20 protein-coding genes and 3 pseudogenes are annotated in these 20,606 nt (G+C 41.9%); 12 read left to right on the top strand and 11 right to left on the bottom strand.

What is annotated here, in order from left to right:
- Positions 1-19: 19 nt before the first annotated feature.
- From ACZZZI_RS04635 to ACZZZI_RS04655, 5 genes are all read left to right on the top strand, one after another.
- Positions 20-229, top strand: coding sequence for a hypothetical protein (locus ACZZZI_RS04635; RefSeq protein WP_463488748.1), 210 nt, complete (start codon positions 20-22; stop codon positions 227-229).
- A gap of 55 nt (positions 230-284) precedes the next feature.
- Positions 285-560 (top strand): hypothetical protein, encoded by a 276-nt coding sequence (locus ACZZZI_RS04640; RefSeq protein ID WP_463488749.1) that lies wholly within the window; start codon positions 285-287, stop codon positions 558-560.
- 83 nt (positions 561-643) lie between these two features.
- On the top strand, positions 644-1,447 hold the full coding sequence (locus ACZZZI_RS04645) for an inorganic diphosphatase (RefSeq protein ID WP_463488750.1): 804 nt from the start codon (positions 644-646) through the stop codon (positions 1,445-1,447).
- 370 nt (positions 1,448-1,817) lie between these two features.
- Positions 1,818-2,045: a Na+/H+ antiporter NhaA gene (locus ACZZZI_RS04650; protein WP_463491765.1), complete on the top strand. Its 228-nt coding sequence runs from the start codon at positions 1,818-1,820 to the stop codon at positions 2,043-2,045.
- Between the two features lie 143 nt (positions 2,046-2,188).
- Positions 2,189-2,308, top strand: coding sequence for a Na+/H+ antiporter NhaA (locus ACZZZI_RS04655; protein WP_463491767.1), 120 nt, complete (start codon positions 2,189-2,191; stop codon positions 2,306-2,308).
- Positions 2,309-3,525: 1,217 nt separating this feature from the next.
- Here ACZZZI_RS04655 and ACZZZI_RS04660 read toward each other — a convergent pair.
- The 6 genes and pseudogenes from ACZZZI_RS04660 to ACZZZI_RS04685 form a co-directional block, all read right to left on the bottom strand.
- Positions 3,526-4,299: a DNA-formamidopyrimidine glycosylase family protein gene (locus ACZZZI_RS04660; RefSeq protein WP_463488751.1), complete on the bottom strand. Its 774-nt coding sequence runs from the start codon at positions 4,297-4,299 to the stop codon at positions 3,526-3,528.
- Between the two features lie 4 nt (positions 4,300-4,303).
- The gene (locus ACZZZI_RS04665; RefSeq protein WP_463488752.1) at positions 4,304-4,597 is read right to left on the bottom strand and encodes a DUF3606 domain-containing protein; all 294 of its coding nucleotides are present in this window, start codon (positions 4,595-4,597) and stop codon (positions 4,304-4,306) included.
- Between the two features lie 294 nt (positions 4,598-4,891).
- Complete coding sequence (locus ACZZZI_RS04670; protein ID WP_463488753.1) at positions 4,892-5,083, bottom strand: DUF3606 domain-containing protein; 192 nt, start codon at positions 5,081-5,083, stop codon at positions 4,892-4,894.
- Between the two features lie 93 nt (positions 5,084-5,176).
- A pseudogene (locus ACZZZI_RS04675) lies at positions 5,177-5,650 on the bottom strand (SOS response-associated peptidase family protein); the annotation flags it as partial.
- Between the two features lie 341 nt (positions 5,651-5,991).
- A complete protein-coding gene (locus ACZZZI_RS04680; protein ID WP_463488754.1) occupies positions 5,992-6,228 on the bottom strand; it encodes a hypothetical protein in 237 nt (78 codons plus the stop codon).
- Positions 6,229-6,265: 37 nt separating this feature from the next.
- On the bottom strand, positions 6,266-6,898 hold the full coding sequence (locus tag ACZZZI_RS04685) for a hypothetical protein (protein ID WP_463488755.1): 633 nt from the start codon (positions 6,896-6,898) through the stop codon (positions 6,266-6,268).
- 917 nt (positions 6,899-7,815) lie between these two features.
- On the opposite strand from ACZZZI_RS04685, the gene ACZZZI_RS04690 reads away from it, so the two are divergent.
- Both ACZZZI_RS04690 and ACZZZI_RS04695 read left to right on the top strand, forming a co-directional pair.
- Positions 7,816-8,745 carry an alpha/beta hydrolase family protein gene (locus tag ACZZZI_RS04690; protein WP_463488756.1) on the top strand — a complete coding sequence of 310 codons (930 nt, stop codon included), beginning with the start codon at positions 7,816-7,818 and terminating at the stop codon, positions 8,743-8,745.
- A gap of 10 nt (positions 8,746-8,755) precedes the next feature.
- Positions 8,756-9,670 (top strand): helix-turn-helix domain-containing protein, encoded by a 915-nt coding sequence (locus ACZZZI_RS04695; RefSeq protein ID WP_463488757.1) that lies wholly within the window; start codon positions 8,756-8,758, stop codon positions 9,668-9,670.
- Positions 9,671-10,307: 637 nt separating this feature from the next.
- Here the strand turns inward: ACZZZI_RS04695 and ACZZZI_RS04700 are convergent.
- Positions 10,308-11,120, bottom strand: a complete 813-nt coding sequence (locus ACZZZI_RS04700) for an ion transporter (protein ID WP_463488758.1) — start codon at positions 11,118-11,120, stop codon at positions 10,308-10,310.
- A 122-nt stretch (positions 11,121-11,242) separates the two neighbouring features.
- Between ACZZZI_RS04700 and nhaA the strand changes: the two are divergent.
- The 3 genes and pseudogenes from nhaA (at position 11,243) to ACZZZI_RS04715 (ending at position 13,894) form a co-directional block, all read left to right on the top strand.
- Positions 11,243-12,548: pseudogene (gene nhaA / locus ACZZZI_RS04705) on the top strand (Na+/H+ antiporter NhaA).
- A 9-nt stretch (positions 12,549-12,557) separates the two neighbouring features.
- The gene (locus ACZZZI_RS04710; protein ID WP_463488759.1) at positions 12,558-13,196 is read left to right on the top strand and encodes a TIGR00341 family protein; all 639 of its coding nucleotides are present in this window, start codon (positions 12,558-12,560) and stop codon (positions 13,194-13,196) included.
- 83 nt (positions 13,197-13,279) lie between these two features.
- Complete coding sequence (locus ACZZZI_RS04715; RefSeq protein ID WP_463488760.1) at positions 13,280-13,894, top strand: hypothetical protein; 615 nt, start codon at positions 13,280-13,282, stop codon at positions 13,892-13,894.
- Positions 13,895-13,987: 93 nt separating this feature from the next.
- Here the strand turns inward: ACZZZI_RS04715 and ACZZZI_RS04720 are convergent, their stop codons facing one another.
- Together ACZZZI_RS04720 and ACZZZI_RS04725 are read right to left on the bottom strand one after the other, a co-directional pair.
- On the bottom strand, positions 13,988-14,443 hold the full coding sequence (locus ACZZZI_RS04720) for a hypothetical protein (RefSeq protein ID WP_463488761.1): 456 nt from the start codon (positions 14,441-14,443) through the stop codon (positions 13,988-13,990).
- 65 nt (positions 14,444-14,508) lie between these two features.
- Positions 14,509-14,772 (bottom strand): annotated as a pseudogene (locus tag ACZZZI_RS04725) (DEAD/DEAH box helicase family protein); the annotation flags it as partial.
- 179 nt (positions 14,773-14,951) lie between these two features.
- On the opposite strand from ACZZZI_RS04725, the gene ACZZZI_RS04730 reads away from it, so the two are divergent.
- Entirely contained in the window at positions 14,952-15,230 is a 279-nt protein-coding gene (locus tag ACZZZI_RS04730; RefSeq protein ID WP_463488762.1) for a hypothetical protein, read from the top strand.
- A 278-nt stretch (positions 15,231-15,508) separates the two neighbouring features.
- Here the strand turns inward: ACZZZI_RS04730 and ligD are convergent, their stop codons facing one another.
- Complete coding sequence (gene ligD / locus ACZZZI_RS04735; RefSeq protein WP_463488763.1) at positions 15,509-18,409, bottom strand: DNA ligase D; 2,901 nt, start codon at positions 18,407-18,409, stop codon at positions 15,509-15,511.
- A gap of 33 nt (positions 18,410-18,442) precedes the next feature.
- Positions 18,443-18,601 carry a DUF3606 domain-containing protein gene (locus ACZZZI_RS04740; RefSeq protein WP_463488764.1) on the bottom strand — a complete coding sequence of 53 codons (159 nt, stop codon included), beginning with the start codon at positions 18,599-18,601 and terminating at the stop codon, positions 18,443-18,445.
- 741 nt (positions 18,602-19,342) lie between these two features.
- Between ACZZZI_RS04740 and ACZZZI_RS04745 the strand changes: the two genes are divergently transcribed.
- Complete coding sequence (locus ACZZZI_RS04745) at positions 19,343-20,536, top strand: PAS domain-containing sensor histidine kinase (protein WP_463488765.1); 1,194 nt, start codon at positions 19,343-19,345, stop codon at positions 20,534-20,536.
- Positions 20,537-20,606 lie beyond the last annotated feature (70 nt).

Below are 20,606 nucleotides of genomic sequence, written 5' to 3' on the forward strand. Positions count from 1 at the left end.
TAAATAGTATATGAGCACTATGAGCAACAAAGAAGTAGTTAGAAGATATCTGACGGAAGAACTTAAAGATTCTACCAGGGGAATGTTCAGCTTAGCGCAGGCTTCAAAGGATTTAGGAATGGAATTGGGTGATCTGAAACTTGCGCTAAAACAACTTGTTTTGGAAAAAGTACTCTCGATTTTCGAGCAAGAAAGCAGTGACGACATATTCATCGAGCTACAGATCTGATTGGTTACCCGAGGATACTGAAACAAATAGTATCAGCTAAATAAATTCAAAAAACATGACAATTGTGCTTATGCCGAAAGATGGCATCACCATCCTGACCGCTATGCCTGCACTTTGTAGCATACCCGTCAATTCCCTTGCCAATGGAGCAAGCGATTTTCAAGATCTCAAATTATTAAAGAGGTTACTAATCAACAATGCCAGAGCAGGGGAAGACCTCAAAATGTTGTGCTTCCAGAAGAAACGGAAAAAGGAAAAAAAAAGACTGAAAGTCTTTACCGAAGATGGGCTAATGAGTGAAAGTAACGCAGCTAATTTCAGAAACTGTTAACGCGGAGACTTAGTGAATCAACGGTAATATTGACTAACAAGCATTCGAAAATCAGCCTAATTATTTAACTAAACAGTATCGACATGAAAAAGCAGGATGAGTTGTTCAGGGTAATCATTGAAACGCCTAAGGGCAGCAGACAAAAATTTGACTATGAACCTATGCAGGATGTTTTTTTGCTCAGTAAGGTTATGCCAGCTGGACTGGTCTTTCCTTTTGACTTTGGTTATCTTCCTGGTACCTTGGGTGAGGACGGCGATCCTCTGGATGTTATGGTGGTCTCAGAATTTGGAAGTTTCACTGGGTGCGCACTGGATTGCCGAATCATCGGGGTATTAAGGGCCTCTCAACAGGAAAAGAACGGTGAGGAAATGGAAAATGACCGACTCATAGCGGTCCCAGAGATTTCGTATATGTTTAAAGGGACCCGAACAATAGCCGATCTCGGCAAGGAACTTATAGCTGAGATGGAACATTTCTTCGTCGGTTATAACCGTCTCGCAGGGAAAGAGTTTAAGATCCACAAAGTGGCCAGTCCCCTGGCAGCACTTAAAATTATCGAAGAAGGAAAGAAAAAAAACAAACAAAAGAATTTCCTCGTCCAGATATTTTTGCCCCTTACCTCTAAACCTGCATTTGGATTGACCCTGGAAAGGTTGCAAAAAACTTTAACCGAAAAATTCGGAGGGACCAGCATCTACTCGCACAGTCCTGTCGAGGGCATTTGGAAAGATGCAGGCCGAGTGGAATTTGATCAATCGATGATTATTGAAACGATGGTTGAAAATCATGATATTTCTTTCTGGTCGGATCTGAAATTAGCGCTGGAAAAGGAATTGGATCAGAAAGAAATCCTTGTACGTACGATGAAAATTAGCACGTTATAAACGGTCTTAGAAACATTTAAAATGCTGCCGTTGGAAAACTCCAAGATGCAATTGCAAAACCTGTTTGCGTCGAAGAGTGAAGAAGGATCTAAGAGCGCGATTCTTTTTGTAGGCTGGCAAATGATGGAGAAAAGTCGATTAGAAAGTAACGTAAAATCTCTAAGCCCTATTGAAAGAGATCGTTTAGGGAATCTTGTCCAAAAGTCTAATATTTATTCTTTAATGACAATAATTACTACCGTAATAGTAACCTTAATCTTTACTTATCTGATAATTCATAATTAAAGATTTGATAATGTAAATCAAAAATTTCAGACTATTGATTTGATTTTGACTTAGAGTAATTTGCTATATTGTCGCCTATTTTTTTATTAATAAAGGCACCGATGCTGCACATGGCTGGGGCATACCGATGGCAACCGATATCGCATTTGCGTTGGCCTTGCTCTCCATGGCCAATAAACACATTACGGTTTCGGTCAAAATCTTTCTATCGGCGCTGGCGGTAGCAGATGATCTGGGGGCGGTATTGGTGATTGCATTTTTCTATACAGACCAGATCAATTTGTGCCGCTGGCTATTGGTACTGGATTTCTAATATTATTGATGGTGGCCATTGCGGGTGTGTTGGTAGCCATGCCGGTATCGTGATCACAGATTTTTTCAGTTCCGTCATCAACCCAGTATCTATCGCTGTTGCCTTGGGTCTTGTTATTGAAAATTTATCGGCATTTTGCTGTTTTGCTGGATCATGGTAAATTCCGCTTTCCGAGTTTACCTGAAGGGACGAGCTGGAAACATATAGCGGGTGTTGCTTTGCTCGCCGGGATCGCGTTCACCATGTCGCTTTTTATCAGTTGACTGGCCTTTAAAAACCCGGCATTCATTAATCAAGCCAAATATGGTATACTATTAGGCTCGGTTCTCGCCGGAATTTTGGGAACCATCGTACTTAAACGCATTGGAGCCAAAACATCGATAGACGAAGAAGTTAATACCTAAGAAGGATATATGGAAAAGAAAACAGATGACCTACAGGGTGCCTTAAGGACATTTATCGCAAACCGATTGCCAGATACATCAGTGAGGGATCACCTTACAGCAAGATACAGCCTTCTTTTCTGGCACCTACTCTCTGATACCCTGAGCAGCATCCAGATCTTCTCATTAAAACAGAACACGCCAGGATTGTGAAGAACGATCACCTGTAGTGAAGAATCGCTGGTCACAAGATCTTTGGGCGACAATGTAAGATTTAGAGGAAATCTTTTGCAGGGCCTCTCATAAGCTACAAACAACATGCAGTGGCGAATGTTTTTCTAAACGACTTTTATATTTCTGGTTAATTGCCCAAAAATATCTCAATTCTAGACCTATTTTTACAGCGTATCAAATATATCCATTATGAACGCGATTACAACATGACAGCTGATTGCAGCGGCATCGCTTGCCGATAATAACTTGCCACTCTTGCTCAGTAAAACAATTGATAATTACAAATCTACACCTATTATTTAACACATTGACTTTTTTAAATGATAGCGTTCGGAAATTTAATGAGGACGCCGGAGAAGCAATTCTTAATTTGGCTGAATTGATACGGTTTAATCCTGAAGCTAAGGGATCACCGAGGAATTGCCTGAGCTGGGAGGAACTTCATCAAATTGATAACCTCATAACACTTAAACAATAAGGAAAGACAAAGAACAGTTTATTAACCTATTTTATCCAGAAGAAGTTAAGAGTTTTCGCTTTAAACCATTGGTCATAATGATTTTGTTAGAAAACATGCTTAAGCATGGAATTTACAAAAGCCACACCAGCCTGGATTATTAGATATTAAATTGAGTAACAATAAATTGTCAATAAAAACTTAAAATCTAATCAACACAAGCATTCACCACTCAGGTTCTGATAAAGGAGGGAGAATAAAAGCAATTAGCTTTGCCTTATGGCGATAACTCATTATCCTACGGAAAAAGTGATAATATCTATTTTGATGTTATTTAGTTTTAAAAATTTATGTTTAAATCTTTTACATGGAATATTATACCGTTATTGTTGTAGGTAGGCATAAATCATTCAAAAAATTCCTGCGATTTAGTATAGTAAGCTTTGCGACCGCCGATTTTTTCAGACAAAATATCTTCTCCTTTGGCTGTCTTTTTTAATCCGGCACCATGTACCAACATAAAATCCCGTAACTCACCTCTCAATTCATCACCATTTGCTTCTGCGATTTTTGATATCGCATCATTTAACACAGATTTTATGCTTTTGTATAATTTCTTTGCCCCTTTGTCCGGAATGGCTTTCGAGACTGAAAACGGAGAAATGCCGGCATGATAAAGTATCTCATCCGAATAGGAATTGCCTATCCCACGAATCAAATGCTGATCCATCAACAATGTTTTTATCGATGTTCTTTTATTAGCCAATAAATGCAAAAAATAATCCTTTTCCATCTCAAGCGCATCCGGAACTTCGTTAGGTTCGGGATTCAAGGTGGGCGTTGCCTGTTTTTGAAGATCGATCAATGCAAATGCATCGCCCCCTTCAAAATGAAACCCTAAAATTTGAAAGCGGGGCGGCTCATCCTGATCAATAGAGATAAGTTCTCCCCTAAGCATTAAGTGAAGACCAAGAACCTGGGAACCCGAAAAAATAAGTTGTAGCGTTTTTCCGGAACGCCTGACATCTAAAAGTTCCCTGCCTTCCAAAGCTTTTTTCATTTCCTTTGCCGAGACATTAATTTTTTTGGATACCGTAATTTCCAGCGTTTCCAAAGTCTGCCCTTTAAACCTTCGGGTTAGTATCTGCGAAAATACGGTCAAATCTGGTAGTTCTGCCATAAACTTATGTGGATAGATATTTTTTTATTTCGCGGATGGAGTTTCCCTGCAGCAGTGCTACGGCTTTTAATTCATCCGTACTGATCTGAAACTGTTCAGCCCAATAGCTGAGTTCATTTGGATCATCGACGTTAAGTAAGCCCTCGTTTGTTCCAAATTCCTGTGGTTCCAGGGAATCAAGATCACTTTCGGTTTCATGTCGGTCGAGGCGATCATCGGAATTAATGAATTTTTCAGAATTGATTTCGCCGTCCTCTTCATTACTAAACTTTGCCTGACTATTTGGCTGCCTTTCCATAAAATATTTAGATTACTGTTTTTTCTTAGTCAGATAAAACTGATCATAATAGGATTGAACATGATTTATTGTATTATTTAAAATTTTCTGAACACAATCTACCATAGGATCTACGCGGTGCTGTTGCGAAGATGACCGTTAAGTTTCCATCCCAGTTATTTACAACTTCCGCAACAGAGCTGCCTCTGCCAAGTACAGATTTATGAACGTCTTGAGGAAAGACAGCCGAAACCCGGCGATTCACTAAAGATCTCTGCTCCGAGTTTCTGGCAAGGCCAGGTGGATATCGTAGACTTACTCCTTGGCAGTTGACTTAATATATTCGGTAATCTTCGCCCTGGAAGAACTTCCTGACGCTTTGGCCATTTCCTTGTATTGAGCCGAAGTTACTCCAGCCTGCTTTGCTGCATAAGCAACCTCACTTGCATCGTTCAGATCAACTTTTGAATCCTCTCTACCGTCCTGTTTATGTTTGTTATCGCTCATAATATGAATTTTATAATATAACTGATCTCAATTGAAAATGGTTTTGAAATTCAAAAAATATTGTAATTGCGCTTTATTCAAGCGCCAGCCATGCTAGATCGAATACTCAATAGCTGGAAGGTATTCATAAATAAAAGGCGTTGATGGCTCAAGTGTTGACAAGAACTCTTTCGCAATAGTGCAGGCATCCATCTGTTTGGCAGCAAACTGACTGGATGCTATCTCGGTGATTCGCTCATCGATTAAATCCCGGAACATCCATTCATAGGCGAGCTCATCATTTAAAATGGTATGCATACGTTTTTTGGAATTATGGACCTGTTCCATGAGCGGATTGGCCGGCGCGGTAGTGACAGCGACTGTCTCAACAATTTCCCCGGTTTCCTGATCGGTCCACTGCTGATAAATTGCCGCCATGTTGAAGTATTCCTCGTCTTTAACAGAAATATAGTAGGGATACTTAACGGCAGTTTTCAAAGGATCTCCTGTTTTTTTGTTCTTCGGAAATACAGGGCGCCACTCATAAAATCCGGTTGAAAGCACGAGAAATCGGCACTCGCGGGCTGAATTAGAATAAACAGATGGACCGCCCTATTCATTCGTAAACAGATTTTCAGCTTTTGCATTAAGTGTAGTGTAGCCGATATGCCATTTACCGGCAGCATCTTATAGCCATTGCGAAAATTCTTTGTAGCCTCGCGGTTTTTTAGGTAGGGAGGCAAAAAACCCCACTCCTTCTGTACGATATCAAAGTTTGTTTGTTCAACATCTCTTTTTAAAACCGCCACAGGTGAATAGGCAATGAACCGCCCTGTCCAGAAAATGATAATTTTTTACTGCCTTCTCAAGTTGAAGAAGTGAAATAAACTCTGCCCTTGAAATGCGTTGACCATTGTAGTAACACATAATTATTTATTTTTCAAATGTTCAGCAATCTTTTTACCAAGAAATTCTGCCTCTATCTGTCTTCCCTGCAGAACAGATGTCCAGAATTGCCTGTAACCATTGGCTTCTGTTACGTTTAGTAATAGTCTTCCATCAGAGAACTCGATCCTAAAGATTTCACTTCTTCCGATCAGAAGAGCAGTAACGACCATTTTAATATCGGGCAGGGTAATCTCAAAAGCCTCTTCTATTTTCATCATCTTAAAAATACTAAATCGTTAACCAAATAGGAAACGGTTAGTTGATGCCGATAATAACAAAATAGGGATCATCGGCTTTCTTGACCATCAAGTCCAGGTGCTCCTCGAAATTAACCAAGTTTAAGACCTCATCTTTTAAAAATGTAGTGAAGACTTCCATATCTGTTTCCTTTGCAAGAATTACTTCAAGGGTTTCACTGCTCTTCCATTCGGTATGCTCTATTTCGGGATAGGCACCTTTTAACAGTGAGGGATATCCCTGTCGGGAAAAAGCCTCTGAAAGCTTGGATGCGATATTCCAGACATGAGGCGCAAGTTCTTCATCGAGTGTGTCCCACTGAAGACCAAGATTTTCATCGCGCCACATGCTTCCAATATATTTGCCATCAAGTGTCACCCCATAGCATTCGCCTGAAGCTTCTACGACAGCTTGTTTTGTCCCGTTGTCGGTTGGGATTTCAAAAATATATCTTTCCATACTCAGTCCGGGTTCCAATGGTTTTAACGGCTTAGCCGATTTAAACTGTTTCTTTGAGAAAATTATATAAGCCGCAGCTAAGGAAAATCCAAAAATACCGCCAATTATCAATTCACTGCGATGTGCTTTTGCCCAGCTAATGACGCTTTTATCTACCTCACTAATTAGGCTGGTTACTTCTTTTCTGTCCATTTAGCAACAACAATCATTTGAGCAGATAGGTTTTGAAAATCAGCAAGATGGGGATAAAATTGATTGAAAACTATCACTTATAAATAAAATTTAAAGCCTTTTTATCTAAAATAGTCATCATGTTAAACAGTGTAAACTTTCCACCAAATATGAATGTTTTCCACAAGTCTGGGTTCGGTTATGTTATGGTTTAATGGTATTGTCTGCAGGTTCAACTTAAGGTGAGAAGGCCCATCCTGTTTTTGATTATAACAAAAAACCCTTCTTAAGGTAATCAATTCAAGGATACACTACAAAGGCCGGGCGACGGATAAATCTTGCTCACTCATAACTCTATGACGACTTTGTTGCCTGTGGATCAATTCACCACCTGATAGGGCGACGGTCGATTATCTTGAAAAGTATTTATCGCAAAATGCTTCCGAAGGAATTGGAGGTTGCCGATTAGATCGCCCCATTTTGAAGATCGACTTATCTCACCCATGGTATTGTAAACCAAAAATATTTCCTTCGCCTAGTACGCTATCTACCCGAATCTTAACCTAGTACTTTTTTATAATCTCCGCATTAATATACATTATTCAGACCCTGGCGCTGATTAATGTGGCGCGCCATTGTCTGCACGGTGATATCTATTAAAAAGATGGGCAATCTTTTCCACCTGGGATGAACTGTAATGAGGTTTTATAGTTATAACTCTACCTATTCTCCAAATAAGTGCAATAAACTTTTTATGTTTTCTCTCTTCCGTTTCGCTCAAATATTTAATAAATGCAATACGTACTTCAAGTATTTTATGGTCAAGGTACCAAAAATCACTACACTCGTCGATTTGGCTAAGTAATGCCCCGATTTCACTACGCAGGGTGGTCGAAAGTTGATCAACTTTGTTTTATCAAAATTTAATAAATAATAAAATGAAACAGTCAAAAACACCCATCATCAGCTTTAGTCCGGTTATATTACCAGTTGAAGGCCGTTACGTAGACCTTGAAATAAAAGTTTCTGCTCCCGCGAGCGGAGACAACCTGCCAGTTATTCTTCTTTCGCATGGCCATGGCCCGTCATACTTTCTCTCCTCGTACAGAGGATATGGCCCCATGGTAGATTTTTTCGCTGCAGAAGGTTTTGTAGTTATTCAACCTACGCATCAAAATTCCAAAGCACTCGGACTTTCTTCATCCCTTCCAGAAGCACCCTTATTTTGGAGTTCACGGCCAGCGGACATAACATTCATCCTAGATCATCTTGACGAAATTGTTGCCACAGTTCCTGGGTTAACTGCAAGAATTGATAAAACAAATGTTGCTGTCGTCGGCCATTCAATGGGCGGCCAAACCGTCGCCATGCTGGCTGGTATGGAGGTAACTGACCCCGCGACGGGTAAAATAGTAAATGCCGCGGAACCAAGATTGAGAGCCCGGGTGCTAATTGGCGCATCTGGCGGACCTGAAGGATTTAACGGAGCCGCCAGACAGCTGTATCCTGTGTTGGCGGCCGGAAATTTTAATACCATGAAGTTGCCAGCACTTATTGTAAATGGGGAAAAGGACGTAAACCTCATGTTTTCTGATGTAGACAATTGGCGTGCAGATGCCTATTATCAAAGTCCCGGACCGAAGGACTTGCTGACCGTGTTTGGCGCTGAACACATCTTTGGTGGCATATCAGGATATGATGCCCGCGAGACAAGTGATGAAAATCCGGAGCGGGTGGCTTTTGTATGTGAAAGCATTGTTGCGTATATTCGGAGCACATTCAATCCAGCCGATTCAAGTTGGGAGCAAGCAAAGAAAAACCTTAAAAGCGTAGAGGGTTCATTAGGCAGGATTGAAAGCAAATCATAATCAAGCAAATATGAAGGTTGAAATGTCTAACCACAGATTCAATTCTTTATCAAGGTTGCATAAGGCGCTGGATATGCCGGCACCTATGCACCCATTGGTAAGTTTAATTAATAATGCTTCAGGAGCTATTTCGCTGGAAAGGCTTCCCAGTCCGCACATTCTAAGTTTTTACAAGATATCGTATAAGATGAACTTCCATGGAAAGTTTAAATATGGGCAGCATCACTACGATTTCGAGGAGGGCGGAATGTTTTTTGTTTCGCCTAACCAGATCACAGGAGCCCATGAACCACTCAGTGATCAATCCGGTTATACTTTACTGATCCAACCGGATTTTTTACTCGGTTACGAACTTGCTAAGAAAATAAAAGATTTTGGCTTTTTTTCCTATTCAATCAATGAAGCATTGCATTTGTCAGAGAAAGAAAAAACCACCATCATTTCTGTCTTTCAAAGCATTGAAGAAGAACTGGAAGGCAGAATTGATAATTTCAGCCAGGACGTTGTGATTTCACATATCGAATTGCTGCTCAATTATGCTAATAGGTTCTACAACCGGCAATTCATTACCCGAAAGGCGGTAAGCAGCGACCTGCTTCAAAAGGTAGAAGATGTTTTACATACCTACTTTCAGCCATCAAACGCACAAAAGCAAGGCCTTCCAACTGTTCAATTTCTTTCGGAGCAGTTAAACGTCAGCGCCAGTTATTTAAGTGATATGTTGCGATCACTTACGGGGCAAAATGCACAACAGCACATCCATAACCACCTGATCCAAAAAGCAAAACAGCAGTTATCGACAAGCAAGGACTCGATAAGCGAGATAGCTTATGAATTAGGATTTGAACATCCTCAGTCTTTTAGTAAACTTTTCAAGCTCAAAACAAGTGTGTCGCCTTTGGATTTCAGGCGTTCCTTCGATTAAAGCAAATCGAGGTACAAAGCGACTATCGCCTAATGCGCAAGAACGGGGCTTCCTTAAGCCATGTATAGCTTTCGCGGTATTGGATACGTCTCTTGAAATAGGAGATGGTTATTTTGGACTAAGGTTACTCCAAAATCACGTGCTCATCTGCGATTTACAACTTGTGATAAATAAAACAAAGATGGTAACTGACCACACATAAACCCAGTTCAGGTTAACAAAGATACAGGTTTTGATTACATCAAGGATAGACGCAGTTTGCGCAGGAAAAAAACTCGATACAAGCGTAATCGATATGATAAATGCCAAACTCGGCACTACGATACCAGGTTTGAATGTCATTTCTCTAATGATTGGTCTAAGGATGTTCATGGGCAGGAATTCAACATAAGACAATATAAGACAAAGTGGGCGATGATTTGTTTGCTTTTCCCCTCAGCCGCCGGTGGACAATGCTGAAATGATTAACCAAAATGATAAACCCGATAATGATAACGCAATTGGCACTAAAAGCTTTTTCTTCATGAGTTGTTCTTCATTGCTAACTAACAGGTTATTCTCGGCCGCCTTGCTATCGAGCAGATCCTTTTTAGTAAGCGCTTCATCGCGCACATTAAATCAGTTGACTTCCTAAAAACTATCTTTTGATCTCAAAACCACAATTATGACAGAACTTGTCTCTTTCACTGTGAAGTCCTGCAAAACACTTCGGACATTTCGTCTTTGCCTCCTCGGTAGCCCTTGACATCTCCACTGAAACAATACCGGTGGGAACGGCAATGATTCCATAACCGATGACCATCAGTACACTGGCCAGCATCTGACCTAAAGGGCTTTGCGGCGATATATCACCATAGCCAACGGTGGTAATGGTTACAATTGCCCAATAAATGGACATTGGTATACTGGTAAAGCCGCTGTTCTCCCCTTCTATTATATACATGAGTGTCCCGATGATGGTCACTAAAGTAATTACGCTGGAGAGAAACATGACAATTTTGTATAGGCTAGCACGCAGTGCCTTTTTCAGGATGTTGCCCTCGTAAAGAAACTGGGTAAGCTTGAGTATCCTGAACACGCGAAGCAAACGGAAAGCCCGCACTACCACCAGATACTGGGTTCCGATAAAGAAAATGCTAAGGTATGTCGGGATGAAGGCAATCAGATCCACTACCCCATAAAAGCTGAAAATGTATCGAAGCGGCTTATGGCTGACATAGATTCGAAGAAGATACTCAACTGTAAACAAGACTGTAAATATCCATTCGAGTATATGTATGGTCTGGTAAAACCTTTCTCTCACGGAGCCCACGCTTTCCAGAAAAACGGAAAGGATGCTAAGCAGGATCAATACCAGCAGCACCACATCAAAAAGTTTTCCTGCCCTGGTATCAGAGCGAAAAATAACGATATATAGTTTTTTCCTTAGGATGTCGTTAACCCTGGTCATGTTCTCTGAATCCGTTTTTTGGCAAATTAACATATTAACCTCGTAATTAAAACCTATAGTTTCTTTAAAAATGTATATTTGGAATTTTGAGGATTATGGAAAAAACAACGATTGAAAAAATCATGGCCCCAGCGAGTCGTTTCATCCACCTGGAATATACCAGTGGAATAGTGCTGCTGATTAGCGTGGTTATTGCGATTGTATGGGCCAACTCTTCCTTTCATGAATTTTATGAACATCTTTGGCACATCAATTTCACGGTAGGATTTGACAAGTTTTTACTCAGTCAACCCTTACATATCTGGATTAATGATGGTCTGATGGCCATATTTTTCTTCGTGATTGGCCTGGAACTCAAACGCGAATTTATGGAGGGAGAACTCTCCTCCCTGCAAAATGCTTCCCTGCCTATGACTGCGGCGCTGGGGGCATGCTCGTTCCAGCGGCAATTTATTTTTTTATTAATAAAGGCACTGATGCTGCACATGGCTGGGGCATACCGATGGCAACGGATATCGCATTTGCGTTGGCCTTGCTCTCCATGGCCAGTAAACACATTCCGGTTTCGGTCAAAATCTTTCTATCGGCGCTGGCGGTAGCAGATGATCTGGGGGCGGTATTGGTGATTGCATTTTTTATACAGACCAGATCAATTTTGTGCCGCTGGCTATTGGTGCTGGATTTCTGATGTTATTGATGGTGGGAAATAAAATGGGGATACGAAGCGCTATGTTCTATCTTATCCTGGGCATATGCGTGTGGGTTGGGTTTTTACTCTCGGGTGTACATGCCACCATTGCGGGTGTGTTGGTAGCCTTCACCATCCCGGCAGTTACCCGGATTGATGAGCAGATTTATTCCAGTAACTTAAGAAAGCTATCATATGATTTTGAGGCCGACATCCCGGAAAGGGGAAGTTTGATCACACCTTTACAAAATAAAACCATCCAAAAAGTGAAGAGCTTGAGCATGGCAGCGGAAACTCCGTTGCAGACTATTGAACATGCACTGCATCCCTGGGTAGCATTTGGAATCATGCCTTTGTTTGCACTGGCCAATGCCGGTATCGTGATCACCTCAGATTTTTTCAGTTCCGTCATCAACCCGGTATCTATCGGTGTTGCCTCGGGTCTTGTTATTGGAAAGTTTATCGGCATTTTGCTGTTTTGCTGGATCATGGTAAAATTCCGCCTTGCGAGTTTACCTGAAGGGGCGAACTGGAAACATATAGCGGGTGTTGCTTTGCTTGCTGGGATCGGGTTCACCATGTCGCTTTTTATCAGTGGACTGGCCTTTAAAAACCCGGCATTCATTGATCAAGCCAAATATGGTATACTAATAGCCTCGGTTCTCGCCGGAATTTTAGGAACCATCTTACTAAAACGCATTGGAGCCAAAACATCAATAAACGAAGAAGTTAATACCTAAGAAGGATATATGGAAAAGAAAACAGATGACCTACAGGGTGCCTTAAGGACGTTTATTGCAAACCGCTTTAACCTACATCTAGACAAAGCCAATGAAAACGAAGTTGTAGAATCGATTTCGAGAAACTCAATATTTGTGGGCGGCCCGCTATGGACCCTTATCTTTGCCATCATTATCGCCTCTGTCGGACTGAATGTTAACTCGACAGCGGTGATCATCGGGGCCATGTTAATTTCCCCGCTCATGGGCCCGATTATGGGTATAGGCCTTGGTATCGGAACGAATGACTTTGAGCTGGTCAAAAAAGGGGGAAGAAATCTACTGATCGCAACCTGTATTAGTATTATCACCTCAACGATTTACTTCTATATTACCCCACTTCATGAAGCGCAAAGCGAGCTCCTAGCGAGGACTACTCCTTCTATCTGGGATGTGTTTATTGCTTTCACCGGCGGACTGGCGGGCATTATCGCCGCCACAAGAAGAGAAAAAAGCAACGTTATTCCCGGCGTAGCCATTGCTACAGCACTTATGCCCCCACTTTGCACAGCTGGCTACGGTCTTGCGATGGGCAACTGGCCCCTTTCTTCGGCGCTTTATACCTATTTTTTATCAACAGCCTATTTATTTGTATCTCCACGTATCTGATTGTAAGATTCTTAAAATTTGACAAGAAACATTTTGAAGATTCGGGTGTAGAAAAAAAGGTTTCCAGATACATCCTCATCAGCGTGCTCGTTACCACCATTCCAAGCGTATACCTGGCCTACGGTATTGTACAGAAAAGTATTTTTGAAAACAACGCTCAGACCTTTATTCGTGAAGAGTTCAACTTTGCAAACACCCAGGTCGTTAACCGAAACCTTCGATATGCTAAGGGAGAGCAAGAGATCGACTTGCTGCTGATTGGATCCGAGCTGCCACAAACGGTTGTTAATGCATTAAAAAACAGCTTAAAAAAATATAAGCTAGAAGGTACAACTTTGCGAATCAGGCAGGGTCTTAATGCCGGGCAGGAAATTGATTTTTCTCAAATCAAGGCGAGTATCATGGAAGATGTGTTCAAAAAGGGAAATCAGTCCGGGACAGTCAAAAAGATTGAAAAAATGGCGCAGCCCCTACCTAACATCAGCGCTGAGTTAATTGCCCTTTTTCCGGAAATCAGGAGTTATTCCCTCTCTCATACAATAGTCAACAGATTGGATACCCAGAGAAGAGATACGCTGACCCTATTTATCGCAGAGGTCTCAAAGACGCCAAGTGCTGCGAATCAGTTGCGGATTCGGACCTGGCTGAAAGGAAGATTGAAAGTGGATTCCCTAAGAGCAGTTTACAGCGGTGAATAAAAAAGTCATAATGATAAGATTTCCAATATAAGAATGCTTATTTAGTGTAGACCCTAGAAAGCTTAATCGTATGCCAAAGGTTAGTTTGGCTTTTTATAGGGAAGCATATTTGCGCATTATACGGTAGGAAAGTGTGGCAAAAATTGAAAATATCAAGTGTGCGGGAATCCTTTGTAAATAGAAGTCGCCTTTACGGCTATTTGGTGGCAACGGATGGATTTTATAAGTAGCTTTCCAAATCAGGACACCAACCAGACCACTGATTGCGCCAAGCAGTAATCCGTTTCTCAAATCGTGCTTAATCTTATTCTTTTCCCAAAGATCGACATAAACAGCGGCGAACAACATGCCCATACCATAATGGGCACTCCATCCTGCAACTACTTTTGCAGTGTTCGATAAATAAGGCATCAGACGCCCGATAACCTTTTCTAATTGATCTGGTTCCCGAAATTCCTGTTTGGGCAACAGTGACATAATTGCGCTCGCAGCGGTCATAAAGGTGGTCCCAGTAGCACCGGAAACCAATATTTTTTCAATCTTGTTCATTTCAAATCCATTTTGAATAAAGATATTAGGTGTACTATTTCTCAAGTTGTGCACAGCATCATCCTTCATTGTTCCTCATGTTCCACTATCCCCTCAAGAAACCATCCTAATTTATAGGTAAACGGTTTGACGGAGGTCTGTCGGCAGAGCTCACGTCTGTGGGTGAGTACGATTACCTTTTTTTGATATTTCTCAATATACCTGTTCACGATCTCTGAAAAGATAACGGTCTTCCTTCCTCCGGTTGCAAGCTGATAAAGTAAACGGCGCTTACCTTCAAAGGAATTCAGTAAATCAAACACCCGATCGATATCCGCTCTCTGATAATCATAGAGTGTTTTCTGACCGCTGCAACATTAAAATTGGGGATTTTCATGATGATAAAACCGTGGCCAAGGGCGAAATGTTTATAAATTTATCGAAGAAATAAATTTTGCAATTAACTTCTTTCAAACCCGTTTCTTACGCGATTTCGCAAACATTTTGATTTCGGTTCTGTTCTGTGGATATGAAACCACTTAAAATCGATTTCGATGTTGCGGGCACTGCCTACGAACTAAATGTTGTCGAGGTCAATGGAATATACGAAATTCTTCATGATGGCAAAATTGTTGCAGCGTTACGTCCCCCGGGCGAGGATTGGCAGCTATTGCCAATGGAAGAGCTCATTGAGGATTTACCGGTTTACGAAGAGGATCTGAATAGATCCAAAGGGATTATGCTACATACCCCTGATATTACTCGGCTGGCAGGAATTATTGAAAATCATCTAAAAACTCAAATTTGACAGGGGGGGCATTAATGCTAAATATCCAAATCATTATCACCTCTGACATACATTCTTTAGGAACATAAGTTGTGGATATCGACCTCTAGTAGCCAGCAGTTACAAGATCTACATCCACCGTGATCCATCAGAATACCTAAAATCCTATGATCGATTGTGGTTGACTTAAAAACAGTAATGTTCCCCGATATTTTAACGGTTCTTCAGGGACCATAAACTACTACATTATCAAGATTATCTTTGCAATAATTACTCCAAAAATGCTAAAAAAAGCTGCCTTAACCGAAATGTTCACGTGCGCTGGTGAGCACGTTTTCCATGTTTACGCCTTTCGCTAACACGCCCGAAAACAGATCACCGGTTTCTCTCAATCTGTCAACAGCATTAAAAATCGTAAAGTCTCGCATCTTCAGTCCAGGTTTTACCTCTTCCCATAGTAAAGGCATGGAAACGGTTGCACCTGGTTTTGGCCTGAGTGAATACACCCCGGCAATGGTAGCCCCTGGCCGGTTTTGAAGAAAATCAAGGTACATTTTACCGCCGCGGTTGGAGACCATACGTTCCAGCGTTGTAAATTTTGGCAGTTCGCGGTTTACCTGACGGACTACAAGATTGGCAAAAAGCTGACTTTGCTCGTAGGTATATTGAGCACCCAGGGGAATATAAATATGCATGCCTGTGGATCCAGAGGTCTTTGGATAACTTGGTACGCCGATTGCATCGAGTATCTGCCGGGTAACCTGTGCGGCCTTTATTACTTGCTCAAATGTGTTTTTATCCGGATCGAGATCGATCACGCAATAATCCGGATAGTCGGGCGAGGCAGATCTTGAGAACCAGGGGTTCATTTCTATACACCCCAGGCTGGCCATCCATAAAAGGGTTGCCCTGTCGTGGCCCAGAAGGTAACTTTTTTCTTCTCCTTTTTCGTTTGTATGGGGCATGGTATGCGCCCAGGCCGGTGCAGTTTCCCTCACGTTTTTCTGATAAAAGCTTTGGCTGTGGATACCTCCGGGATATCGGTTAAGGGACATGGGCCGGTCGAGCAGATAGGGCAGCATCAGTGGCGAAACGGCATCATAGTAATTGAACATATCCCGTTTGCTCACCTTATCTTCCGGCCAGTAGAGTTTTGAAAGATGTGTAAATTTTAGAAGATGACCATCGATTTTTTTCTCCTGGGTATCAGCGGAACCACTTAGCAGCGGACCCTGCTTTGGCTTAAAATTTTTTGGTTTCACCCGATCTGTGGTTTTCTCTACGGGTTGGTCTCTTTTCTTATGGGTTAATCCATGATCAAGCTTAACCTCACCGATTATAGAGGCAGTATCGTTCTCATTTTCCATCACAACCTCCTTTGGGCTTTTGTCCTTACGCAGCCCCTTAAAAGAGGCCTGGCGGAGTTTTCCATCACTTGTAAGTTCGGCAAAGTCGATCTCACAGATTAGTTCGGGCTTTAGCCAGGTAGGTTTTGCGCCTAACCTTTGGGGACGGAACTGCGAGGGTTCATCCACGTCCGGCGTTGTATCAAAATAGCATTTTTGAGTGGCCAGCTTATCGAACGCCTCCATTAGTTCCTTTTGCGTGCTCTGGTTAAAGCCTGTGCCAACCTTACCAATATATTTTAGCTTGCCGGCCCCATCATAGACACCAAGTGCCAGGGCACTAAAATATTTTTCGGTGCCATCATTTCGGGTGTAGCCCCCGATCACGACCTCCTGCCGGCGTTTGGCTTTTATCTTAAGCCATTCACGGGACCTACTTTCCGAAGAGTAAAAGCTATCGGCCCGTTTGGCGATTATCCCCTCGAGCTTCATCCGTTTTGCGGCATCAAAAAAATCAATGCCACTGGTGGAGTAAGCGGAACTAAGTTTAATGTTATCGTGATTTTTAGGTATGATTTCCTCCAATATCTTTCTTCGATCGCTTAGGGTTAAGGACAGTAACGAATGGCCTTCAAGCCATAGAACATCAAAAACGTAGTAAATCAGACTGGCGTTTTTGGTATTTTTCCAGTTCTGCAGCGCACCGAAGTCTGCAGTACCATCTTGCTTCAGCGCTACAATCTCGCCATCTAGAACGGCGGTAATCCCGAGGTTACCGAGCGCCTCGCAAATCGAACCGAACTGCAAGAACTCGATATTGTTTCTCGAAAAGATTTTAGTTTCGTTCTTCCTTAGGTAGCAGACTGCCCGGTAGCCATCCCATTTGACCTCATAAAGCCATCCGGGTTCATCAAAAGGTTCATCTACTAAGGTGGCTTTCATCACCTTAACTCCTGTTGGCATCTCCTGCTTTTCCGTCGTTGCCAGGATTTCTAAAACCGGTGCAGAAGTTATAATTTTGTTATGTTGCCTGGCTGAATTATCAGCTTTCAGCTTCCTTCCGGCATTTTTTTTCAGTGGTCTGGCAGAGAGAGCTATCCAAACCGGGGCGTGATCACTTGCACCCTCCCAGCCCCGTACTTCTTTGTCCACATTTCCATCCTTTAGTTTTTCGGTTAGGTCGGTGCTCAGCAGAAAATGATCGAGGCGCAACCCCGCGTTTCTGTCATAGGCCTTGCGGAGATAGTCCCAATAGGTGTATATTCGCTCGCCTGGATGAAGCATACGGATCGCATCAGTCCAGCCCTGTTCTAAAAGCTCGGCATAAGCGTTTCTGATTTCCGGTTGAAAGAGTGCGTCTTTCTTATATTTCTCAGGCTTATAAGTGTCCAGCTCAGTGGGCATGACGTTGTAGTCTCCAATGAGCATTACCGGCAGGCCTGTGGCCATCAAGGTTTTTGCGTGATCTATAAGCCGAGCAAACCATCGTTTTTTATATTCATATTTTGGTCCCGGAAAAGGATTGCCGTATGGCAGATAAATACAGCTGATTACCGTGTCAAAAGTGAATACCTCCAGGTATCGGCTATGGGTGAATTCGGGATCTTCTCCGGGCAGGTCGCGCCTAAGTTCCCTGATTTCTTTTTTGCTTAATACTGCAACTCCATTCCACGCTTTCTGACCATGCCAAACGGCATGATATCCTGCTTCATTGATTTGGTTAATCGGAAAGGATTTGTCCTCACACTTCAGTTCCTGCAGGCACAGAATATCGGGCTGAGCGGTTCTGAGCCATTTCAGGAGGGTACCGATCCTTCCATTGATTCCGTTGATGTTGTAGCTAGCTACTTTCATAAGCTAAAAAGCCCCGATGCCGGGGCTTATCCATTACTTTACTTTTTTCTCGATCGCTTTTCGCTGATTTCCTGCACTTGATTTTGCTTCTTTAACTTTCGCAGGTTTCACATTCAGTTTATCTGCTTCGTATTTGATTTCGTGATCCTGGTTAGAAACAGAGTTTCTTTCCACTTTTGTTCCTCTTGCCATAACGTTTATATTTTAAAGTCTAGGGAGTAAACATTTGTTTTGGGCCCATGGTTTGATTTTTTCTTATTTATATGTTTCTTCCAGATTTCTATCTACAACATAGCTCCGCTAAGGTTTCTAAAAAAATACTGGCAATAGATAAATTGAGATTCGCAGAAATACCTCATCAATCTGACGGGAACGTCCTGCTTATGAGTCGACATCACCGCTGTCTGGAACATAACCTAAACCCGGAGTCAAATAATGCAATAAGATCACCCGGGAATACCGATAATTTATTGGAGAAAGAATAAGTACACCGATGAGAATGAACGTTACATAGTACCATAGGTTTTCATACATCAATGATAAGCCCAAAACATACGATGCGACACCAATAGATATGATTTCCGCTACATTCATGGCATAGCTTACAAACATGGCCACATAAAAAAAGCTTGGTTCACGTTCGAATTTTAGATTGCAGTATGGACAATTGGTATTGGTTTTTTGAAGTCGGAACGAGTAAGCGCTTCCTGTAAAGATATCCCCTTTCCGGCAACGCGGACATTTGCATTGTATTACGGCCTGAAATTTTGATACTACTGCCATTAGCTTTTTATCTGATGTTAGAAACGTAAAACATGATGGATGGTGCAATTGACCTGAATCGTAATTACTAACACAACTAAGTATCGAAAAGTTTAACAGCATTCTTATTTTGAAGCGTGCAAACGCGCGTTTTCTTACCTATTGTAAATATTGGGGACGGGAACTTACGGCAATAACGATGAACGGGCAGACATGACTGCTGATTTATTTACAACTATTTTGAATATTTTTTTAACTTTGATCATACCTATGATTGAGTCTTTTATAAACGATAGAAACGCCATTCTGGCGTCGATTGTGGCCAACTCCCAGGATACCATTATCAGCAAAAACCTGGATGGCATCATCATGAGCTGGAATCCGGCCGCAGAAAAAATGTTCGGCTATAGTGAATCAGAAGCCATCGGAAACCATATTTCGCTGATTATCCCACCAGAAAGGCTAGAGGAGGAAACATTCATCATTTCGCAAATTAAGGCAGGGAAGAAGGTTGACCATTTCGAAACGATAAGACTGACCAAGTTTGGTTCGTTCGTACCTATTTCTGTAACAGTTTCCCCGGTTATTGCCGAAGACGGTAAGATAATAGGTGCTTCGAAGATTGCTAGGAACATTAGTGAGCAAATCTTATTACAGCAGGAAAAAGCGCGCCTTTATGAACAGGTCAAAACCCTCAGTGATAGACAAAATGAATTCATCGGGCTGGCGAGCCATGAACTCAAGACGCCCCTAACCAGTTTGAATGGTTACTTACAGATACTTGCAAAAACAAGTGACGGACAAAAATCTATTCATGTGGTTAATAAAGCATCTCAGCAGGTTAAAAAGCTAATCAGATTGATCGACGACTTGTTGGATATAACCAAGATCCAGGCGGGAAAGCTTCCGTTGACCCTTCAGCTTAACGACATTAAAGGAATTATCGATGACAGTATCGAAATAATGCAACATGCCCACCCGCAGCATGAGTTCAAATTCCAGACTGATATTGAAACCCTCAATGTAGAAATTGATGGGCAGAGGATCGAACAGGTACTTATAAACCTGTTGACTAACGCCATCAGATACTCACCCTGCTCAAATCTTGTGGAAATTTTCCTTGAGACAGATCACAAACAGGTAACGGTCAGTGTACGCGACAAAGGATTGGGTATCCCTGAAGATAAACTGGAAATCATATTTTCACGGTTCTACCGGATGGAAGACAGCAGTGCGCCGGGTCTTGGACTTGGACTGTTTCTTTGTAGCGAAATTGTGGAACGCCACGGTGGAAGGATCTGGGCAGAAAGCACCTTAGGAAAGGGAAGCATATTCCATTTCAGTCTGCCTTTGAGGATAAAATAGAGAATGTCTTTTTGGTTTCGGGAGGACTAAAATCTGTCTATTGTTTTACATCTCCTAAAAGCATCTGTAA

This window comes from Pedobacter sp. AC190 (genome assembly GCF_979258025.1).

What these genes read in the sequence shown, in the direction of transcription:
- ACZZZI_RS04635 (WP_463488748.1), top strand. Translation starts at nt 20, where the DNA reads ATGAGCAACAAAGAAGTAGTTAGAAGATATCTGACGGAAGAACTTAAA.
- ACZZZI_RS04640 (WP_463488749.1), top strand. Translation starts at nt 285, where the DNA reads ATGACAATTGTGCTTATGCCGAAAGATGGCATCACCATCCTGACCGCT.
- ACZZZI_RS04645 (WP_463488750.1), top strand. Translation starts at nt 644, where the DNA reads ATGAAAAAGCAGGATGAGTTGTTCAGGGTAATCATTGAAACGCCTAAG.
- ACZZZI_RS04660 (WP_463488751.1), bottom strand. Translation starts at nt 4,299, where the DNA reads ATGGCAGAACTACCAGATTTGACCGTATTTTCGCAGATACTAACCCGA.
- ACZZZI_RS04665 (WP_463488752.1), bottom strand. Translation starts at nt 4,597, where the DNA reads ATGGAAAGGCAGCCAAATAGTCAGGCAAAGTTTAGTAATGAAGAGGAC.
- ACZZZI_RS04670 (WP_463488753.1), bottom strand. Translation starts at nt 5,083, where the DNA reads ATGAGCGATAACAAACATAAACAGGACGGTAGAGAGGATTCAAAAGTT.
- ACZZZI_RS04680 (WP_463488754.1), bottom strand. Translation starts at nt 6,228, where the DNA reads ATGATGAAAATAGAAGAGGCTTTTGAGATTACCCTGCCCGATATTAAA.
- ACZZZI_RS04685 (WP_463488755.1), bottom strand. Translation starts at nt 6,898, where the DNA reads ATGGACAGAAAAGAAGTAACCAGCCTAATTAGTGAGGTAGATAAAAGC.
- ACZZZI_RS04690 (WP_463488756.1), top strand. Translation starts at nt 7,816, where the DNA reads ATGAAACAGTCAAAAACACCCATCATCAGCTTTAGTCCGGTTATATTA.
- ACZZZI_RS04695 (WP_463488757.1), top strand. Translation starts at nt 8,756, where the DNA reads ATGAAGGTTGAAATGTCTAACCACAGATTCAATTCTTTATCAAGGTTG.
- ACZZZI_RS04700 (WP_463488758.1), bottom strand. Translation starts at nt 11,120, where the DNA reads ATGACCAGGGTTAACGACATCCTAAGGAAAAAACTATATATCGTTATT.
- ACZZZI_RS04710 (WP_463488759.1), top strand. Translation starts at nt 12,558, where the DNA reads ATGGAAAAGAAAACAGATGACCTACAGGGTGCCTTAAGGACGTTTATT.
- ACZZZI_RS04720 (WP_463488761.1), bottom strand. Translation starts at nt 14,443, where the DNA reads ATGAACAAGATTGAAAAAATATTGGTTTCCGGTGCTACTGGGACCACC.
- ACZZZI_RS04730 (WP_463488762.1), top strand. Translation starts at nt 14,952, where the DNA reads ATGAAACCACTTAAAATCGATTTCGATGTTGCGGGCACTGCCTACGAA.
- ligD (WP_463488763.1), bottom strand. Translation starts at nt 18,409, where the DNA reads ATGAAAGTAGCTAGCTACAACATCAACGGAATCAATGGAAGGATCGGT.
- ACZZZI_RS04740 (WP_463488764.1), bottom strand. Translation starts at nt 18,601, where the DNA reads ATGGCAAGAGGAACAAAAGTGGAAAGAAACTCTGTTTCTAACCAGGAT.